Annotated in this window: 12 protein-coding genes; 2 read left to right on the top strand and 10 right to left on the bottom strand. The window is 74.2% G+C overall.

From position 1 onward, the window contains the following. Positions 1-51: 51 nt before the first annotated feature. Positions 52-1428 (top strand): protoporphyrinogen oxidase, encoded by a 1377-nt coding sequence (gene hemG, locus ACIQWR_RS01660; RefSeq protein ID WP_404004179.1) that lies wholly within the window; start codon positions 52-54, stop codon positions 1426-1428. A 509-nt stretch (positions 1429-1937) separates the two neighbouring features. After that, on the top strand, positions 1938-3488 hold the full coding sequence (locus ACIQWR_RS01655) for an alpha/beta hydrolase (protein ID WP_404004176.1): 1551 nt from the start codon (positions 1938-1940) through the stop codon (positions 3486-3488). Between the two features lie 72 nt (positions 3489-3560). On the opposite strand, the gene moeZ is transcribed toward ACIQWR_RS01655, so the two are convergent. From moeZ to ACIQWR_RS01605, 10 genes are all read right to left on the bottom strand, one after another. After that, entirely contained in the window at positions 3561-4739 is a 1179-nt protein-coding gene (moeZ, locus tag ACIQWR_RS01650) for an adenylyltransferase/sulfurtransferase MoeZ (RefSeq protein ID WP_399260004.1), read from the bottom strand. A gap of 81 nt (positions 4740-4820) precedes the next feature. Beyond that, positions 4821-5585 (bottom strand): spherulation-specific family 4 protein, encoded by a 765-nt coding sequence (locus ACIQWR_RS01645; protein WP_404004173.1) that lies wholly within the window; start codon positions 5583-5585, stop codon positions 4821-4823. After that, complete coding sequence (locus ACIQWR_RS01640) at positions 5573-6568, bottom strand: NAD-dependent epimerase/dehydratase (protein ID WP_399260000.1); 996 nt, start codon at positions 6566-6568, stop codon at positions 5573-5575. The genes ACIQWR_RS01645 and ACIQWR_RS01640 overlap by 13 nt, the downstream gene beginning before the upstream one ends. Before the next feature lie 59 nt (positions 6569-6627). Beyond that, positions 6628-7755, bottom strand: a complete 1128-nt coding sequence (locus tag ACIQWR_RS01635) for a hypothetical protein (protein WP_404004169.1) — start codon at positions 7753-7755, stop codon at positions 6628-6630. Further along, positions 7752-9323 carry a GT4 family glycosyltransferase PelF gene (gene pelF / locus ACIQWR_RS01630; protein ID WP_404004166.1) on the bottom strand — a complete coding sequence of 524 codons (1572 nt, stop codon included), beginning with the start codon at positions 9321-9323 and terminating at the stop codon, positions 7752-7754. Before pelF ends, ACIQWR_RS01635 begins: the two co-directional genes overlap by 4 nt. Before the next feature lie 192 nt (positions 9324-9515). Beyond that, on the bottom strand, positions 9516-11204 hold the full coding sequence (locus ACIQWR_RS01625; protein ID WP_404004163.1) for a dipeptide ABC transporter ATP-binding protein: 1689 nt from the start codon (positions 11202-11204) through the stop codon (positions 9516-9518). Beyond that, positions 11201-12190 carry an ABC transporter permease gene (locus ACIQWR_RS01620; protein ID WP_399259992.1) on the bottom strand — a complete coding sequence of 330 codons (990 nt, stop codon included), beginning with the start codon at positions 12188-12190 and terminating at the stop codon, positions 11201-11203. Before ACIQWR_RS01620 ends, ACIQWR_RS01625 begins: the two co-directional genes overlap by 4 nt. Further along, the gene (locus ACIQWR_RS01615; protein ID WP_404005015.1) at positions 12187-13161 is read right to left on the bottom strand and encodes an ABC transporter permease; all 975 of its coding nucleotides are present in this window, start codon (positions 13159-13161) and stop codon (positions 12187-12189) included. Before ACIQWR_RS01615 ends, ACIQWR_RS01620 begins: the two co-directional genes overlap by 4 nt. A gap of 5 nt (positions 13162-13166) precedes the next feature. Next, positions 13167-14903, bottom strand: a complete 1737-nt coding sequence (locus tag ACIQWR_RS01610) for an ABC transporter substrate-binding protein (protein WP_404004159.1) — start codon at positions 14901-14903, stop codon at positions 13167-13169. Positions 14904-15097: 194 nt separating this feature from the next. Next, on the bottom strand, positions 15098-15193 hold the full coding sequence (locus ACIQWR_RS01605; RefSeq protein WP_354382332.1) for an Ms4533A family Cys-rich leader peptide: 96 nt from the start codon (positions 15191-15193) through the stop codon (positions 15098-15100). Positions 15194-15245 lie beyond the last annotated feature (52 nt).

Raw genomic sequence — 15245 nt, 5'->3', positions numbered from 1 at the left:
CAGGATTCCCATATGTTTCATATGGGAACATATCGGCCACAGGAGAAGACAATGCGCTCAGTGATCGTCGTCGGCGGCGGCATCAGCGGCCTGGCTGCCGCCTGGCAGCTGCGCGGGCGGGCGGACGTCACCGTCCTGGAGAGCCACGCGAAGGTCGGCGGCAAACTGCGGACCGGCACCATCGCGGGCATCACCGTCGACGAGGGCGCGGAGTCCCTGATGGCCCTGCGGCCCGAGGCCGTCGAGCTCGCGGCGGCGGTCGGACTCGGGGACGCGCTGTGCGATCCCGCGAAGGCCCCCACCACCATCTGGACCAACGGCGGCCTGCGGCCGCTGCCCCCCGGACACGTCATGGGCGTGCCCACCGACCCGGCCGCCCTGACCGGCACCGGACTTCTCTCCCCCGCCGGCGTCGCGCGGGTCGCAGCCGAGGAGACCCTGGAGGCGCCCGCGCTCACCGGGGACTGTTCGGTGAGCGCCTACCTCGCCTCCCGGTTCGGCCAGGAAGCCGTGGACCGGCTGATCGAGCCCCTGCTCGGCGGGATCTACGCCGGGCGCGCCGACCGGCTCTCGCTGCGCGCCGCGATGCCGCGGATCGCGGCCCTCGCCGAACAGGGCGGGCCGCTGCTGCCGGCGCTGCGCCGGATGAAAGCGGCGGGCGCGCCGCGCTCGGCGGCCGTCGCCGTCCAGGGCGTGACCGGCGGCACCGGGCGCTTCCCGCAGGCCGTGGCCGACGCGTGCGGTGCGCGGATCCTCACCGGTACGACGGCCCGCTCGCTCCAGCGGACGCCGGCGGGGCGGTGGCGGGTGCTCGCCATGACGGACGACGGGCCGCTGACGATGGAGGCGGACGCGGTGATCCTCGCGCTGCCGGCCTTCGCGGCGGCCGAGCTCCTGCGGCCGCACTCGCCGCTGGCCGAGGCCGAACTGTCGGGCATCGCGCACGCCTCGACGGCCGTCATCACGATGGCCTTCTCCCGGGCACAGGCGCACTTCCTGCCCCAGGGCAACGGGTTCCTGGTGCCGCCCGTGGACGGGCACACCCTGAAGGCCGCCTCCTTCCTCTCCAACAAGTGGTCCTGGCTGGGGGCCTCGGCGCCGGACACCTTCGTGTTGCGCGCCTCCATCGGGCGGATCGGCGACGAGGAGCTGCTGGACCGGCCCGACCGGCACCTGGTGCGGACCGCGATCGCCGAACTCCACCACGCGGTGGGGCCGATGGGCGAGCCCGTCGCGACGCGCGTGACCCGGTGGGACCGGGGGCTGCCGCAGTACGGGGTGGGGCACCGGGAGCGGGTCGCGCGGATCCGCGAGGCCGCCGGGAAGCTGCCGGGGCTGGCGCTGTGCGGGGCGGCCTACGAGGGGGTCGGCGTGGCGGCCTGCGTAGCCACGGGCCGCGCCGCCGCCCACACCATCCTCCCCACCTGACCCCTGGGCCCCTGGCCCCGCCATTTCAGCCCCGCCGGCGTTTGAGGCGCCCCCGGAGGCCCCACGGCCCGCACCGGCCCACCCAGTTCAGCCCCGCCGCCGGGAACGGCCCGCCAGTTCAGCCCCGCCGGCGTTTGAGGCGCCGCCGGAGGCCCCACGGGCCGCACCGGCCCCACCGGACCTGGCCCGGATCCAGCCCGCTGGGCCCGCCGAGGTGACGCCCGGCTGTGGCCGCGGTTGCCTCCGGCGGCGCCTCAAACGCCGGCGAGGCTGAAACTGGGCACTCCACCGCCGGCGAGGAAAAGGTGACCGGCCCCGGCCGCGCGGCGCCTCAAACGCCGGCGAGGCTGGATCGGGCGCTCCACCGCCAGCGAGGCTGAGGTGGCCGGCCCCCAGGCATGGGCGCTCACACGCCGGCGAGGCCGAGTTCGGCCAGGCCAGGACGGTGGGGGGTACACGAACGGACCATGGCGGGGGCGAGGGGGGGAGGGGGGAAGCAGGATGGGGGCATGCCCACTGCCCCGCGGATCACCGCCGTCGCCGCCCTCGCCGCCGCCCTGTTGTCCACCGGCGCCTGCTCCGACGCCGGCAAGGACACCACCAGGGGCAGGGAGAACGCCCCGGGCGCCCCGGCCGCCCCCGCCTGGAAGCCCTGCCCCGCCCCCTCCGCGGCACAGGGCGCCGGCCAAGCGCCCGGCAAGGACTGGGAGTGCGCCACCCTGGAGGTCCCCGTCGACTACGCCGAGCCCGGCGGCGACACCCTCCCGCTCGCCCTGATCCGCGCCAAGGCCACCGGCCCGGGGTCCGCCCGCATCGGCTCGCTCGTCTTCAACTTCGGCGGCCCCGGCGGCTCCGGCGTCGCCTCCCTGCCCGGCGCCGCCAAGGAGTACACGGCCCTGCGCACCCGCTACGACCTGGTCAGTTTCGATCCTCGCGGGGTCGGCCGCAGCGCCCCGGTGCTCTGCGAGAGCGACGCCCAGCTCGACCGGTACTACGCCGCCGACAACACCCCCGCCACCCCGGCCGAGGAGCAGGCGTACCTGGCCGGGATCAAGACCTACCGGGACGGTTGCGTCCGCAATTCCGGCAAGCTCCTCCCCCACGTCGGCACCGAGAACGCCGCCCGCGACCTGGACCGGCTGCGCCAGGCCCTGGGCGACGAGAAGCTGTACTACTTCGGCATCTCCTACGGCACCGAGCTGGGCGGGGTCTACGCCCACCTCTTCCCGAAGAACGTCGGCCGGGCCGTCTTCGACGCGGTCGTCGACCCGACCAAGACGTCGGAGGAGGGCGCGCTGGGCCAGGCGAAGGGCTTCCAACTGGCCCTCGGCAACTTCGAGCAGGACTGCGTGGACCGCGGGGACGCCTGCCGCCTCCAGGGCAGCACCGCCAAGGAGATCGACGCGAACATCGTCAAGCTCCAAAAGGCCCTGGCCGCCAAGCCCGTCGAGGGCGTGGGCGAACGCCGGCTCACCGCTTCCGCCGCGACCAACGGCATCGCCTACGCCCTCTACTCCAAGGAGGGTTGGCCGCTGTTGGAGCAGGGGCTGGACGAGGCCGAGGGCGGCCAGGGGCAGTTGCTCCTCGTCATGTCGGACGCGCTCAACGGCCGCGACGCCAAGGGCACGTACAACAACATCGGCGCGGCCAACACCGCGATCAACTGCGCGGACTCCAAGGAGCGCTTCACCCTGGAGCAGACGAAGGCCAAGCTCCCGGCCTTCCGCGCCGCCTCCGCCGTCTTCGGCGACTTCCTCGGCTGGGGCCTGCTCGGCTGCACCGACTGGCCGGTCAAGGGGGCCTTCGACACCCCGGACGTGAGCGCTCGGGGCGCCGCCCCGATCGTGGTGATCGGCAACACCGGCGACCCGGCGACCCCGTACGAGGGCGCGCGCAAGATGGTGGAGCGGCTCGGCCCCGGGGTGGGCGTGGAGCTGACCTACAAGGGCGAGGGGCACGGCGCCTACAACAGCGGCAACGCCTGTGTGCAGAAGGCGGTGGACGCCTACCTGCTGAACGGCAAGGTCCCGGCGGCCAAGGCCGTCTGCACCGCGGTCTGAGCCCGGACGCGCGGAAGGGCCCCGCCGCGCGTCGCGCGCGGCGGGGCCCTTCCCGTACGGAGAGCGGGTCGCCTAGTAGATCGGCTTCTCCGGCTCGATCTGGTGGACCCAGCCGATGACGCCGCCGCCGACGTGCACCGCGTCCGCGAAGCCCGCGGACTTCAGGACCGCGAGGACTTCCGCACTGCGGACACCCGTCTTGCAGTGCAAGACGATCCGCTTGTCCTGGGGCAGGTCCTGGAGGGCGGTGCCCATCAAGAACTCGCCCTTGGGGATCAGCTTCGCGCCGGGGATCGAGACGATCTCGTACTCGTTGATCTCGCGGACGTCGATGATCTCGATCGGCTCGTCGTTGTCGATCCACTCCTTGAGCTGCTTGGGAGTGATCGTCGAGCCGGCGGCCGCCTCCTGGGCCTCCTCCGACACGACGCCGCAGAAGGCCTCGTAGTCGATGAGCTCGGTGACGGTCGCGTTCGGACCGCAGACCGCGCAGTCGGGGTCCTTGCGGACCTTGACCTGGCGGTACTGCATCTCCAGGGCGTCGTAGATCATCAGGCGGCCGACCAGCGGGTCGCCGACGCCGGTCAGGACCTTGATGGCCTCGGTGACCTGGATGGAACCGATGGACGCGCAGAGCACGCCCAGCACGCCGCCCTCGGCGCAGGAGGGAACCATGCCCGGCGGGGGCGGCTCCGGGTAGAGGCAGCGGTAGCACGGGCCGTGCTCGGACCAGAAGACCGAGGCCTGGCCGTCGAAGCGGTAGATCGAGCCCCAGACGTACGGCTTGTTCAGCAGCACGCAGGCGTCGTTGACCAGGTAACGGGTCGCGAAGTTGTCCGTGCCGTCGACGATCAGGTCGTACTGGCTGAAGATCTCCATCACGTTCTCGGCTTCGAGCCGCTCTTCGTGGAGGATCACGTTCACGTACGGGTTGATGCCGAGCACGCTGTCGCGCGCCGACTGCGCCTTCGAGCGGCCGATGTCCGCCTGGCTGTGGATGATCTGGCGCTGCAGGTTCGACTCGTCGACCTCGTCGAACTCCACGATGCCGAGGGTGCCCACACCGGCCGCGGCCAGGTACATCAGGGCGGGGGAACCGAGGCCGCCGGCGCCCACCGCGAGCACCTTGGCGTTCTTCAGGCGCTTCTGCCCGTCCATCCCGACGTCCGGGATGATCAGGTGGCGGGAGTACCGACGGACCTCGTCAACGGTGAGCTCAGCAGCTGGCTCTACCAGGGGTGGCAGCGACACGGGCACTCCAGGCGGGTCATCCCCGCACCAGCGGGGAGCATTAAAGTGTTGTTCTGTTCCGCAACACTGCCACGGCCCACTTCATTCCGAGACACTCGTCCCGATCCGCGAGACGATTTCGTCCCAGTACCCGGGCATCGAGGCCCACGGGTCGCTGCCCGCACGCGTTCCGAGCCGGTCCGTGAACCAGATCGTGCCCGCCCCCTGCCACCGGGCGACCCGCACGGCCTCCTCCAGGTGCGTGCGCGGAACCCCGTGCACGAAGTGGCAGAACCGCTCCGGCGGATGGTCCGCCGTCCACTCCGCCACCTGCGACCAGCGGTAGTCGGCCCAGCTCCCGGAGAAGGTGACCAGCTGGTCCGCGGCCTCGGTGTAGCCCTCGTACGGGTGCGTGCCGTGCCCCAGCACCAGGTGCGGGCGGTGCCCGCCGGTCCCCAGCGTGCGCAGGGTGTCCGTCAGCTTGCGCACGGCGTCCAGCCCGGCCCGGTCGGCCGGGGCGCCGGCCAGGTAGAAGCCGCCGACCCGGTACCAGTCGACGAAGCGGTGGGCGTCCGAGACCAGCTCGCCGAAGGACCGCTCACCGTCCCGCATCGCGAGATGGCCGAGCACGGCGGCGCCCGTCTCCCGGAGCCGGACGGCCGCCTGCGAACAGTGCGGGTCGGGCCGCTGCCCGGGGCCGTCCGCCACGTTCAGGACGGCCCAGTGCAGCGGGGTGCCGGGCCGGGACAGCTCGGCCCACTCGGCGGGCGCGACCAGCGGGTGCCCGTACCCGGGGACCCCGAGGCCCAGCCGGCCGGCCCCGGTGGCCGCCTGCCGCGCCCCGGGCGGGGTGGTCAGATGCGGCACGCCGCCTCCATCCAGATGTCCGCGAGCGATTCCTCCAGATTGATCCGGGGCCGCCAGCCGAGCCGGTCGCGGGCCGTGCGGACATCGGCCTGCTGCCAGGTGCCGCAGCCGTCCGGGTACGGGTACGGCGGCGGGGTGGCGGCCAGTTGCTCGGCGGTCGCCTCGGCGCGCGGGGAGCCGATCGCGGCCAGCCCCGCCGGACGGCCGGGGTGCGCGTGCGGCTGCTGCGGGCCGTCGAGCTCGTGGATGGCGCCGCCGTAGCCCGCCACCCGGGCCAGTACGGCGGCCGCGTCGCGCAGTCGGACCGCGCGTCCGGTGCCGATGTTGACGACGCCCTGCGCGGCGGAGAGCGAGGCCGCGTGCACGGCCCGCGCCACGTCGCGCACGTCGACGAAGTCGCGCTGCACGCCGAGGCCGCTGAGCTTCAGCTCCGAGTCCCCGGACTGCATCGCCCGGCGCATCGCCTCGGCGAGCCGGCCGAGCGGGGACCCGGCGGGGGTGCCGGGGCCGACGGGCGAGAACACCCGCAGCACGACCGCGTCGAGGCCGGACCCGAGGACGAGTTCGGTGGCGGCGAGCTTGCTGACGCCGTACGGCCCGCCGGGTCTCGGCACGGCGTCCTCGGCCGTGGACGATCCGGGCTGGCTGGGCCCGTACTCGGCCGCGCAGCCGAGCTGCACCAGCCGGGCCCCGCAGCCGCTGCGGCGCAGCGATTCGCAGACCGTCGCGACGGCGACGGTGTTGTGCCGGGTCAGCTCGCGCGCACCGCCGCGGGTGGCCCCCGCGCAGTTGATCACGACGCCCGGGTGGACGGCGTCGAGGAAGCGGGTGAGCGCGCCGGGGCTGCCGGTCGCGAGGTCGAACCGGACGTCGGCGTCGTCGCCCCGGCCGAGGGCCGTGAGTTGGACGGCGGGGTCGGCGAGCAGCCGGTCCGCGACGTAGCGGCCGAGGTACCCGTTGGCTCCGATCAGCAGCACCCTCATCGCGCGGCCCCGTGGTCGTTTGGCTGGCCGGTCATGTCTTCTTCTCCTTGTTGGCGCGGTCAGGTCTGTGCGTGTGCGGATGCGCGGGAGAGCGCGACCGTGGCGTGGACGAGCAATCCGGCGGCGGCCGCCGCGGCGGCGACCGGGTTCGGGATCAGCGCCACCGCGAGGGCGATGGCGGCCGGGACCCGGTGCGGCGTGTGGCGGACCAGCAGCCGGGTCAGGAAGAGGAGCAACGCGAGCGGCACGGCGACCGCGAGCGGGGCTCCGAGGAGGACGAGCGGGACGGCCGCGAGGGCGGTGAAGCAGAGCGCCGCCCCCACCAGCAGCGGCCGCGCGCCCGCCGCGAAGTCCTCCAGCGCGCGGCTCCCGGCGAGGCGGCGGCGCGCGCGGGCCGTGAAGGCGGCGTCGCACCAGTGCGCGGGGGCGGCCGCGAGGGCCAGGCCCACCCCGAGGGGCGTGCCCAGCGGCGTACCGAGCCGGTACACGGCGTACCCGGTGGCCGCGGCGGCCAGCAGTTGGGGGAGCCAAGGGTGCCGGCGGCCGCGGGGGCGCGGCCGGGCCAGAACGCCGACGGCGAGCGCGACGGCGAGGACGGCCACCCAGGGGGCGGGCCCGCCGAGCAGGTCGGCGCCGAGCGCGAGGGCGCCGGGGACCAGCGCGTACGCCGCCCCCCGCAGCTCCGCCGGGCCCGCGCCGGCCGGGGCGGCGCTCCGGGGGGCGTCGGGGACCTCCCCGCGCGGGACGCGGGCGTAGAGCTCCTCGGCGAGGGAGAAGACGTCCCGGTGGCGGAACCGGGCGGCGGTCCGGTCGGTGATCCCGTGCGCCTCCAGTCCGGCGGCGATCTCCAACGGGTCGACGGCCCGCTCGCACAGCTCCCGGTGCCGGTGCATCAGTGCCTTGACCGGGTCCCCGCTCGCGCGGCGCCGTCCGGTGACGCCCCGGCCCGGGCGCGCGTCGGCGTCCGGCGCGGGCCCGGCGGCCGGGGCGGGCGCCGCCGGGGCGGGCTCGGGCGACGGTTCGGGCGACGGCTCGGGGTCGGCCGGCGGCGGGGGCGCGAGCCGCAGCACGAGCGTGGTCTCCACCGGGTCCGCGCCGGGCTCCGGGTCCGGGTCGGGCGCCGGGACCAGGACCGGGCGCCGGGCCAGGTCGAAGAGGGACGGGGTGGTGTCCGGGTGGGTCGTCATACCGTCGCCTCCGGGGACGCGGCCCACGTCGGGGTGGTCCAGTGGCCCGGCACGCGGGCCTCCGGCGGATGGGTGAAGGGGGCGTCCGCGGGCGGGCAGGCCGCGCCGTCGGCGATCAACTGGAGGTAGATCTCCCGGAAGGCGGCCACGTTCTGCTCGACGGTGAAGAGCTCCAGCGCCCGCGCCCGGGCCGCCGCCCCCAGCCGCCGGGCGCGCTCCGGATCCCGCAGCAGGGTCAGGCAGGCGTCCGCGAGGGCGCGCGGATTGCGCGGCGGGACCACCAGTCCCGTACCGCCGATGACCTCGCGCACCGCCCCCACGTCGGTGGAGACCGTGGCGCGGCCGCAGAACATGGCCTCGACGAGCCGGATCGGGAAGCCCTCGACCACCGAGGACAGCACGGTGACCGGGGCGGAGCCGTAGGCGTCGGGCAGGGCCGGGGTCTCCGGCCCGCCGATCTCCTCGAAGGTGACGGGGCTCTCGCCGACGGTCACCGCGTCCGCCGCCTCGTCGGGGAAGAGCTGGGCCGCGAGCGAGCGGCAGTCGGCCAAGTACCCCGGCGCCGCCGCGGTCGCGAAGATCCGCAGGCGGGTGTCCGGTTCGGCCCGCCGCACCTCCGCGAACGCGTGCAGCAGCGCGATGAGGTCCTTGGCCGGTTCTATCCGGCCGACCCACACCAGGGTGGCCGGGTCGCCGTGGTCGGCGGCCTCCCCGACGGTGGCGAATCGGTCCGCCTCCATGCCCGGGTAGACCGTCCGCAGCCGCTCCCGGCCGGCACCGCACTTCTCCTGCCAGCGCCGCGCGTGCGCGTTGCCGGGGGTGAGCAGGTCCGCCCGGGCGTAGATCTCGGCGGCGAGGCGGACCTGGAAGGCGCCGAGCAGGGCCCGCAGGGCCGGGCGTTCCTCCGCGTGCTCCAGGTAGTGCGCCCGGAGCTGGACGCCGTACTCCGTGACCAGCAGCGGGACTCCGAAGAAGCGTTTGGCCACCAGCCCGGGCAGTGCGGCCAGCCCGCCCGCCGCCGCGTGGCAGACGTCCACGGCGCCGAGTTCCTCGTACCAGTCCAGGCTGAGCGGGCGCAGCGCGCGCTCCAGCTCGTCGACGAAGGCGAGCAGGTCGGGCACCTGCGCCGCCCGGACGGCGCGGCTCGCGCCCGGTGCCCGGCAGCCGGCCTCGACGGCCCGCACCGCGGTCTCGGAGCGCACGGCCGCGTACAGGCCGCCCTGGTCCCGGGCGAGTTCGGCGAGCCCGTACAGCCCGGCGGCGAACGCCTCGGCGTCGGCGGCGGCGATCCCGCGGACCAGGTCCGTGAAGCAGGCCAGGAAACGGCGCCGCTCGCGGCGCGAGTAGCTGCGGCCGTCGTCGTCGGGGGCCCACAGGGAGGCCGTCCGCACCCGTGTGACGTGGGCGGGCAGCGGCACCCGGCCGCGCTCCTCCTGCCCGGCGCTGCGGCTCAGCGCGTACAGCTCGAACTCGTGCTGCGGAAGCCCGCGCACCAGCCGGTCGCACCAGAGCCTCGCTTCGCCCGTCGCATACGGATAACCACCTTCCGTGAGCAGTGCGATCCGCACGAGTGGCACCCCCGATCTCCCGTTCAGGCGGCCTCCGTCGGTCCGGTGACCCGCCGCGAGAACTCAAGCGGATATGCCGAAGGCGCGACGGACGGTTGTCCGTCGCGCCACCGGAAGGGGTGAAGAGTCGTAACTTTCCCGTACGGTTCGCGTTCGACCGCGCTAAGACTGGTGCGCTGCCTGGTACACGGCCTACTGCGCGGGCTGGTGCGCGGCCTCCTTCTGCCGGGCCCGGGCGGCGCGCCGTTCGGCGGCCAGGGTCGGGTCCAAGGAGGGCACGGCCGCCAGCAGTTGCCGGGTGTAGGCGTGCCTCGGCCGGTCGTAGACCTCGTCCACCGGGCCCTCCTCGACGACCTCGCCGCGGCGCATGACCACGACCCGGTCGCTGACCTGCCGGACCACGGCGAGGTCGTGCGCGATGAAGACGAGCGCGATGCCGCTCTCCCGCTGGATCTCCGCGAGCAGGGCGGTGACCTGGGCCTGCGTGGTGACGTCGAGCGCGGAGACCGGCTCGTCGCAGACGATCAGCCGCGGCCGGGGGGCGAGCGCCCGGGCGATCCCGACCCGCTGGCGCTGGCCGCCGCTGAACTCGTGCGGGTAGCGGTCGTGGTGCGCCGCCTCCAGCCCGACCCGGAGAAGGAGTTCGCCGACGCGGGCCCGGATGGCGGCCTCGTCGCGCTCGCCGGCCGCGCGCAGCGGGTCGGCGATGGACTCGCCGATGCTGCGGCGCGGGTTGAGGGAGGAGACCGGGTCCTGGAAGACCATCTGGACGCCGGGGGCGATGCCGGAGGTCTCGCGGCCCTCGTGGCGGACGGTGCCGGAGGTGGGCTCCAGCAGCCCGACGAGCATGCGCCCCAGGGTGGACTTGCCGCTGCCGCTCTCGCCGACGATGCCGAGGGTCTCGCCCGCGGCGACGGTGAGGGAGACCCCGTCGACCGCGGTGACCCGCTTGCCGCGCCGCCCGAACTCCCGCCGCAGGCCGACCGCTTCGACCACGGGCGTACGCTCCCCCGCGGGCGCGCCGGCGGTGCGCGGGGCGTCCAGCCGGGGCACGGCCGCGAGCAGCTCCTTCGTGTACGGGTTCCCGGGCGCGGCCAGCACCCGCGCCACCGGGCCGTGCTCCACGGCCCGCCCGTGGCGCATCACGAGCAGCTCGTCCACGCTCTCGGCGGCCACTCCCACGTCGTGGGTGACGAGCAGCAGACCGAGGCCGCGCTCGGCCCGCAGCCCGTGCAGCAGGTCGAGGATCTGGGCCTGCACGGTGACGTCGAGCGCGGTGGTCGGCTCGTCGGCGACGAGCAGCCGGGGTTCGCAGGCCAGCGCCATGGCGATGAGGGCGCGCTGGCGCATGCCGCCGCTGAACTCGTGCGGTCGGGCGCGCGAGCGGCGCACGGCGTCCGCGATGCCCACCCGGTCCAGCACCTCGACCGCCCGGGCGCGCGCGGCGCGCCGGGAGACGTCGGCGTGCACCCGGTAGACCTCGGCGATCTGGTCGCCGATGGCGTAGTAGGGGTCGAGGGAGGTGAGCGGGTCCTGGAAGACCATCGCGGCGACGCCCCCGCGCAGCGCGCGCAGCGCGGCGGGCGGGGCGGACCCGACGTCGGTGCCGCCCACCCGGACCGTGCCGGAGAGCCGGGCGCCGGTCCCGTGGTGCAGGCCGAGCAGGGCGGCGGCGACGGTGGACTTGCCGCTGCCGGACTCGCCGACGACGGCGAGCGCGCGCCCGGGTTCCAGCCTGAAGGAGATCCCGTCCACGGCCCGTACGTACTCCCCCGGCCCGCCGACGGGGAAGTCGACGGCGAGGTCGACCACCTCGACGAGCGCCTCGGCCGGGGGCGGGGTCGGGGTCGAGGTCGGGGGCGTGGGCGTCGTTCCGGTCATGTGAGCACCACCCTGCGGTCGGCGGCGGCGTACAACAGGTCGGCCACGGCGCCCGCGATGACGACGGCGGCGCCGGTGACCAGCACCACCCCCACCACGACGGGCAGGTCCACGACCCGGACCCCGTCGATCAGGGTCTTGCCGAGCCCCGGGATGCCGAAGAGCGACTCGGTGAGCACCGCGCCGCCGAAGAGGGTGCCGAAGTCGACCGCGCTGAGCGCGACGACCGGCGCCACCGCTCCGCGCAGCGCGTGCCGGGTGACCACGCGCCGCTCCGCCACGCCGTAGGCGCGGAAGGTGCGGATGTGGTCCTCGGCCAGCGTCTCCAGGGTGGAACTGCGGGTCAGCCGAGCGTATTTGGCGCTCTCGAAGAAGCCGAGGACGAGCCAGGGCAGCAGCATGTTCCAGGCCCACTGCTCGGGGTCCTCGCCGAAGGGCACGTAGGTGGGGAACGGCAGCCACTGGAGGTAGGCGCACACGACCATCAGGGCCAGCAGGCCGAGGATGAAGACGGGGGTGCCGGTCCCGGCCAGGGTGAGCACGGTCAGCACCCGCTCGGTGATCCCGCCGCGGCGCAGCGCGGAGAGGAGTCCGGTGCCCACCCCGACGGCGAGCCAGATCACGAGGGTGCCCACCGCGAGCGAGGCGGTGGCGGGCAGCCGCTCCAGGAGGAGCTCGGTGACCTGCTGGTCGTTCTGGTAGGAGAAGCCGAGGCAGGGCGCGTCGCAGTGGACGAGCGCGGCGCCGCCGGAGTAGTCCCGGCCGGCCACGATGCCCTGGAGGAAGTGCAGGTACTGGACGACCACGGAGTCGTTCAGCCCGAGCTGTTCGCGGACCTGGGCGATCTGCTGCGGGTTGCAGCGTTCGCCGCAGGCGAGCCGGGCGGCGTCGCCGGGGGCGAGGTAGAAGAGGAGGTAGACGGCCACGGACAGGGTGAGCAGCACCAGCAGGGCGCCACCGGTCCGTTTGAGGACGAAGCCGATCACGCCCGTCGCTCCTTTCTCGACCCGATCCGCAGGCGGGATTCCTCGCGCGGGTCGAGGGCGCTGCGGACGGCGTCGCCGAGCACGGTGAAGGCGAGGGTGGTGACGAAGAGCAGCCCGGCGGGCAGCAGGACGTACATCGGGTCGGCGCGGAACCAGGTCTGGGCCGAGGAGAGCATCTGCCCCCAGGAGGGGGTCGGGGGTTTGACGCCGACGCCGAGGAAGGACAGCGAGGCCTCGGCGACGATGCTGATGGGCAGCAGGATCGCGGCGAAGGTGATCAGCGGCGCCGCCAGCGAGGGCAGCAGCTCGCGACGGGCGACGCGCAGCCGGCCGCTGCCGCCGAGCCGGGCGGCGGCGACGAAGTCGAGGCCGCGCAGGGCGAGCGCCTGGGCGCGGACCATGCGGGCGGTCTGGCCCCAGCCGAGCAGCCCGATGATCAGGACGAGCAGCAGCGGGCGCGGGAAGTCCGCGGGGACCACGGCGGTGAGCGCGATCCCGAGGACGATCGCCGGGAGGCCGAGCATCACGTTGGTGAGCCAGTCGATGACGAGGCCCACGGGCCGGCTGCCCAGTGCGGCGGCGAGTCCGGCCACCAGCCCGGTCAGCACCTGGACGGTGGTGGCCCCGATGGCGACGAGCAGCGAGATCCGGGCGCCGTGGGCGAGCCGGGTGAAGAGGTCGCGGCCGGTGCCCGGTTCGACGCCGAGCCAGTGGTCGCCGGAGACCCCGCCGAAGGAGCCGAGGGGGACCCCGCCGCGGGCCGAGTCCACGAGGTCGTCGTGGTAGGCGTTCGGGTCCTGGCCCGCGAGGTGGGCGAGCAGGGGCGCGGCGAGGGCGACGAGGACGAGCACGGCCAGCACGACGGCCGCCGCGAGGGCGCCGGGACGGCGGCGCAGCCGCCGCCAGACCTGGCGCGCGGCGCCCGCGGCCGGGGTGGTGACCCCGGCCGCGGACGCCGATCGTTCGGATATGAGCGTCACTTGACCGAGACCTGCGAGATGTCGAGGACGCCGGTCCAGTCGCTGATGACGACGCCCTTGACGTCCTTGCCGACGAGCCGCTTGTAGACCGGGTGGAAGAGCGGGACGTCCAGGGCCTGCTCACCGATCTTCTTGTCGAGGGCGCCCCAGCGCTTGCCCGCCGCGGCGAGGTCGGTCAGCTTCGCGATCTCGTCGATCTCGGTGTTGACGGCCGGGTCGTCGAGCTGGGCGTGGTTGTAGTTGGAGCCGTCCTTGACGATCTGGCGACCGTCGAAGATCGGGGCGAGGAAGGGGGCGCCGGAGGGCCAGTCGGCGCCCCAGCGGGAGAGGAAGAAGCCGGGGGTGTTCTTGACGTCCCAGCGCTTCTCGTTGAAGGCGTTGTTCTCCAGGCCCTCCAGCTTGACCGTGATCCCGGCGGCGGCCAGCGCCTGCTGCACGGCGGTGGCGACCTCGGGGCTGGTCTGCCGGTTCTGCGCGGTGGAGTGGGTCAGCGTGATGGTGAGCCCGTCCTTGAAGCCGGCCTCGGCCAGCAGCTGCTTGGCCTTGGTCGGGTCGCCGGTCTTCCCCGCGGGGAAGTGGTCGTAGGCGGCGTGGCCGAAGGCCTCGCGCTCGGGCAGGAAGGTGGTGGCGGGCTCGGCCAGCGCGGAGCCGCCCGCCGCGTTGATCACGCTGGTGCGGTTGATCGCGTACGAGATGGCCTGGCGCACCTTCGGGTTGTCGAAGGGGGCCACCTTCGGGTTGAAGGCCAGGTAGTTGATGTAGCCGAAGTGGCCGGTGCCGACCCGGGCGGCGAGGTTCTTGTCGGCGCCGATCTGGGCGAGTTCGGCCGGTCCCAGGTTGGTGTCGGTGGTGATGGCGGCCGCGTCGGCGCCGGAGCTGGTGGAGAGCCGCTGGTTGATGACCGCGGAGTCCAGGCCGGAGCGGACGTCGATCCTGTCCGGGTAGGCCTTGCGCTCCTCGTCGGTCTTCGGGTCCCAGTTCTCGTTGCGCTCCAGGGTCAGGCGTTCGCCGTCGTTCTCGTTCTTGACCACCTTGTACGGGCCCGAGGACACCGGGTGCTCCTCGTACTTGACCCCGGTGTCCTTGGCCTTGGGGACCGGCGCGAACTGGGTCTGGGTGGCCACGAAGGGGAACTCGCCCTCGGGCTTGCGCAGCTTGAAGGTGATGGTCTTCGCGTCGGGCACGACGATCGAGTCGAGGCCCTTGCCGCCGTCCTTGTACGGGCCCTGGTAGGTGTCCCCGCCGACCAGCCAGTCCCTCAAGTAGGGCGCCCCGCCGGAGAGTTCGGCGGCGAAGGAGCGCTCGATGCCGTACTTGACGTCGGCGGTGGTGATCGGGGTGCCGTCCTCGTACTTCAGCCCGTCCTTGAGCGTGTACGTCCACTCGGTGGCGTCGGCATTGGCCTTGCCGGTGTCGGTGGCGAGGTCGGGCACCACCTTGGCGCCGGGGGCGCCGTCCTCGCGGTTGCGGGTGGTGAGCGTGCGGAAGACCAGCGAGGGGACGTTGCCGCCGCCGGAGGTGTACAGACGGGCCGGGTCGAAGTCGCTCTGCGGCTCGTTGTTGAGGACGGTCAGCGTGCCGCCCTTCTGCTGCGAGCCGGTGGCGCCGGACGCGGCGCCGCCGGAGCTTTCCCCGTCGCTGCCCTTGGGGCCGCAGGCCGCGGCGCCCCCGGCCAGTACGAGGCTGACGGTGACCGCGGCCAGGCGGCGCGATATGTGGGAGTGACGGAACATCGGAAAAGGGACCTCTCGGCGTGATGGGTCGAACGGGAAGGGCCGCGCGAGGGGCGACGTCCGACCGTCCGGCCACCCGGCCGTCAGGCCGACCGAAAGGGGAACAGGGACATGCGGAGCCGCACCCGCGGGCAGGGAGTGCCCGGGCGCGGCGGAATGACGTGAAGAGGGGTCGTCGCGCGCTCAGGCAGGCGTCAGCGACAGAGGATGTCGGCCACGCTGTGCGCGGCCACACCGAGGAGCGCCAGCTCTATGGCGGCGCTCGCGGTCATGGTGTGGTGGTGCGACATGCGGAGAACCATTGCCGACCATCGAACACCTTGTCAATCCGGCCCCGCACCC

This window comes from Streptomyces sp. NPDC098789 (assembly GCF_044759975.1).
In the GTDB taxonomy this organism is placed as follows: domain Bacteria; phylum Actinomycetota; class Actinomycetes; order Streptomycetales; family Streptomycetaceae; genus Streptomyces.
This window is presented reverse-complemented; position numbering and strand designations above follow the sequence as displayed.

Coding starts and splice junctions, on each gene's coding strand:
- ACIQWR_RS01610 (WP_404004159.1), bottom strand. CDS start 14,903: ATGTTCCGTCACTCCCACATATCGCGCCGCCTGGCCGCGGTCACCGTC.
- ACIQWR_RS01635 (WP_404004169.1), bottom strand. CDS start 7,755: ATGACGACCCACCCGGACACCACCCCGTCCCTCTTCGACCTGGCCCGG.
- ACIQWR_RS01640 (WP_399260000.1), bottom strand. CDS start 6,568: ATGAGGGTGCTGCTGATCGGAGCCAACGGGTACCTCGGCCGCTACGTC.
- ACIQWR_RS01605 (WP_354382332.1), bottom strand. CDS start 15,193: ATGTCGCACCACCACACCATGACCGCGAGCGCCGCCATAGAGCTGGCG.
- hemG (WP_404004179.1), top strand. CDS start 52: ATGCGCTCAGTGATCGTCGTCGGCGGCGGCATCAGCGGCCTGGCTGCC.
- ACIQWR_RS01655 (WP_404004176.1), top strand. CDS start 1,938: ATGCCCACTGCCCCGCGGATCACCGCCGTCGCCGCCCTCGCCGCCGCC.
- ACIQWR_RS01625 (WP_404004163.1), bottom strand. CDS start 11,204: ATGACCGGAACGACGCCCACGCCCCCGACCTCGACCCCGACCCCGCCC.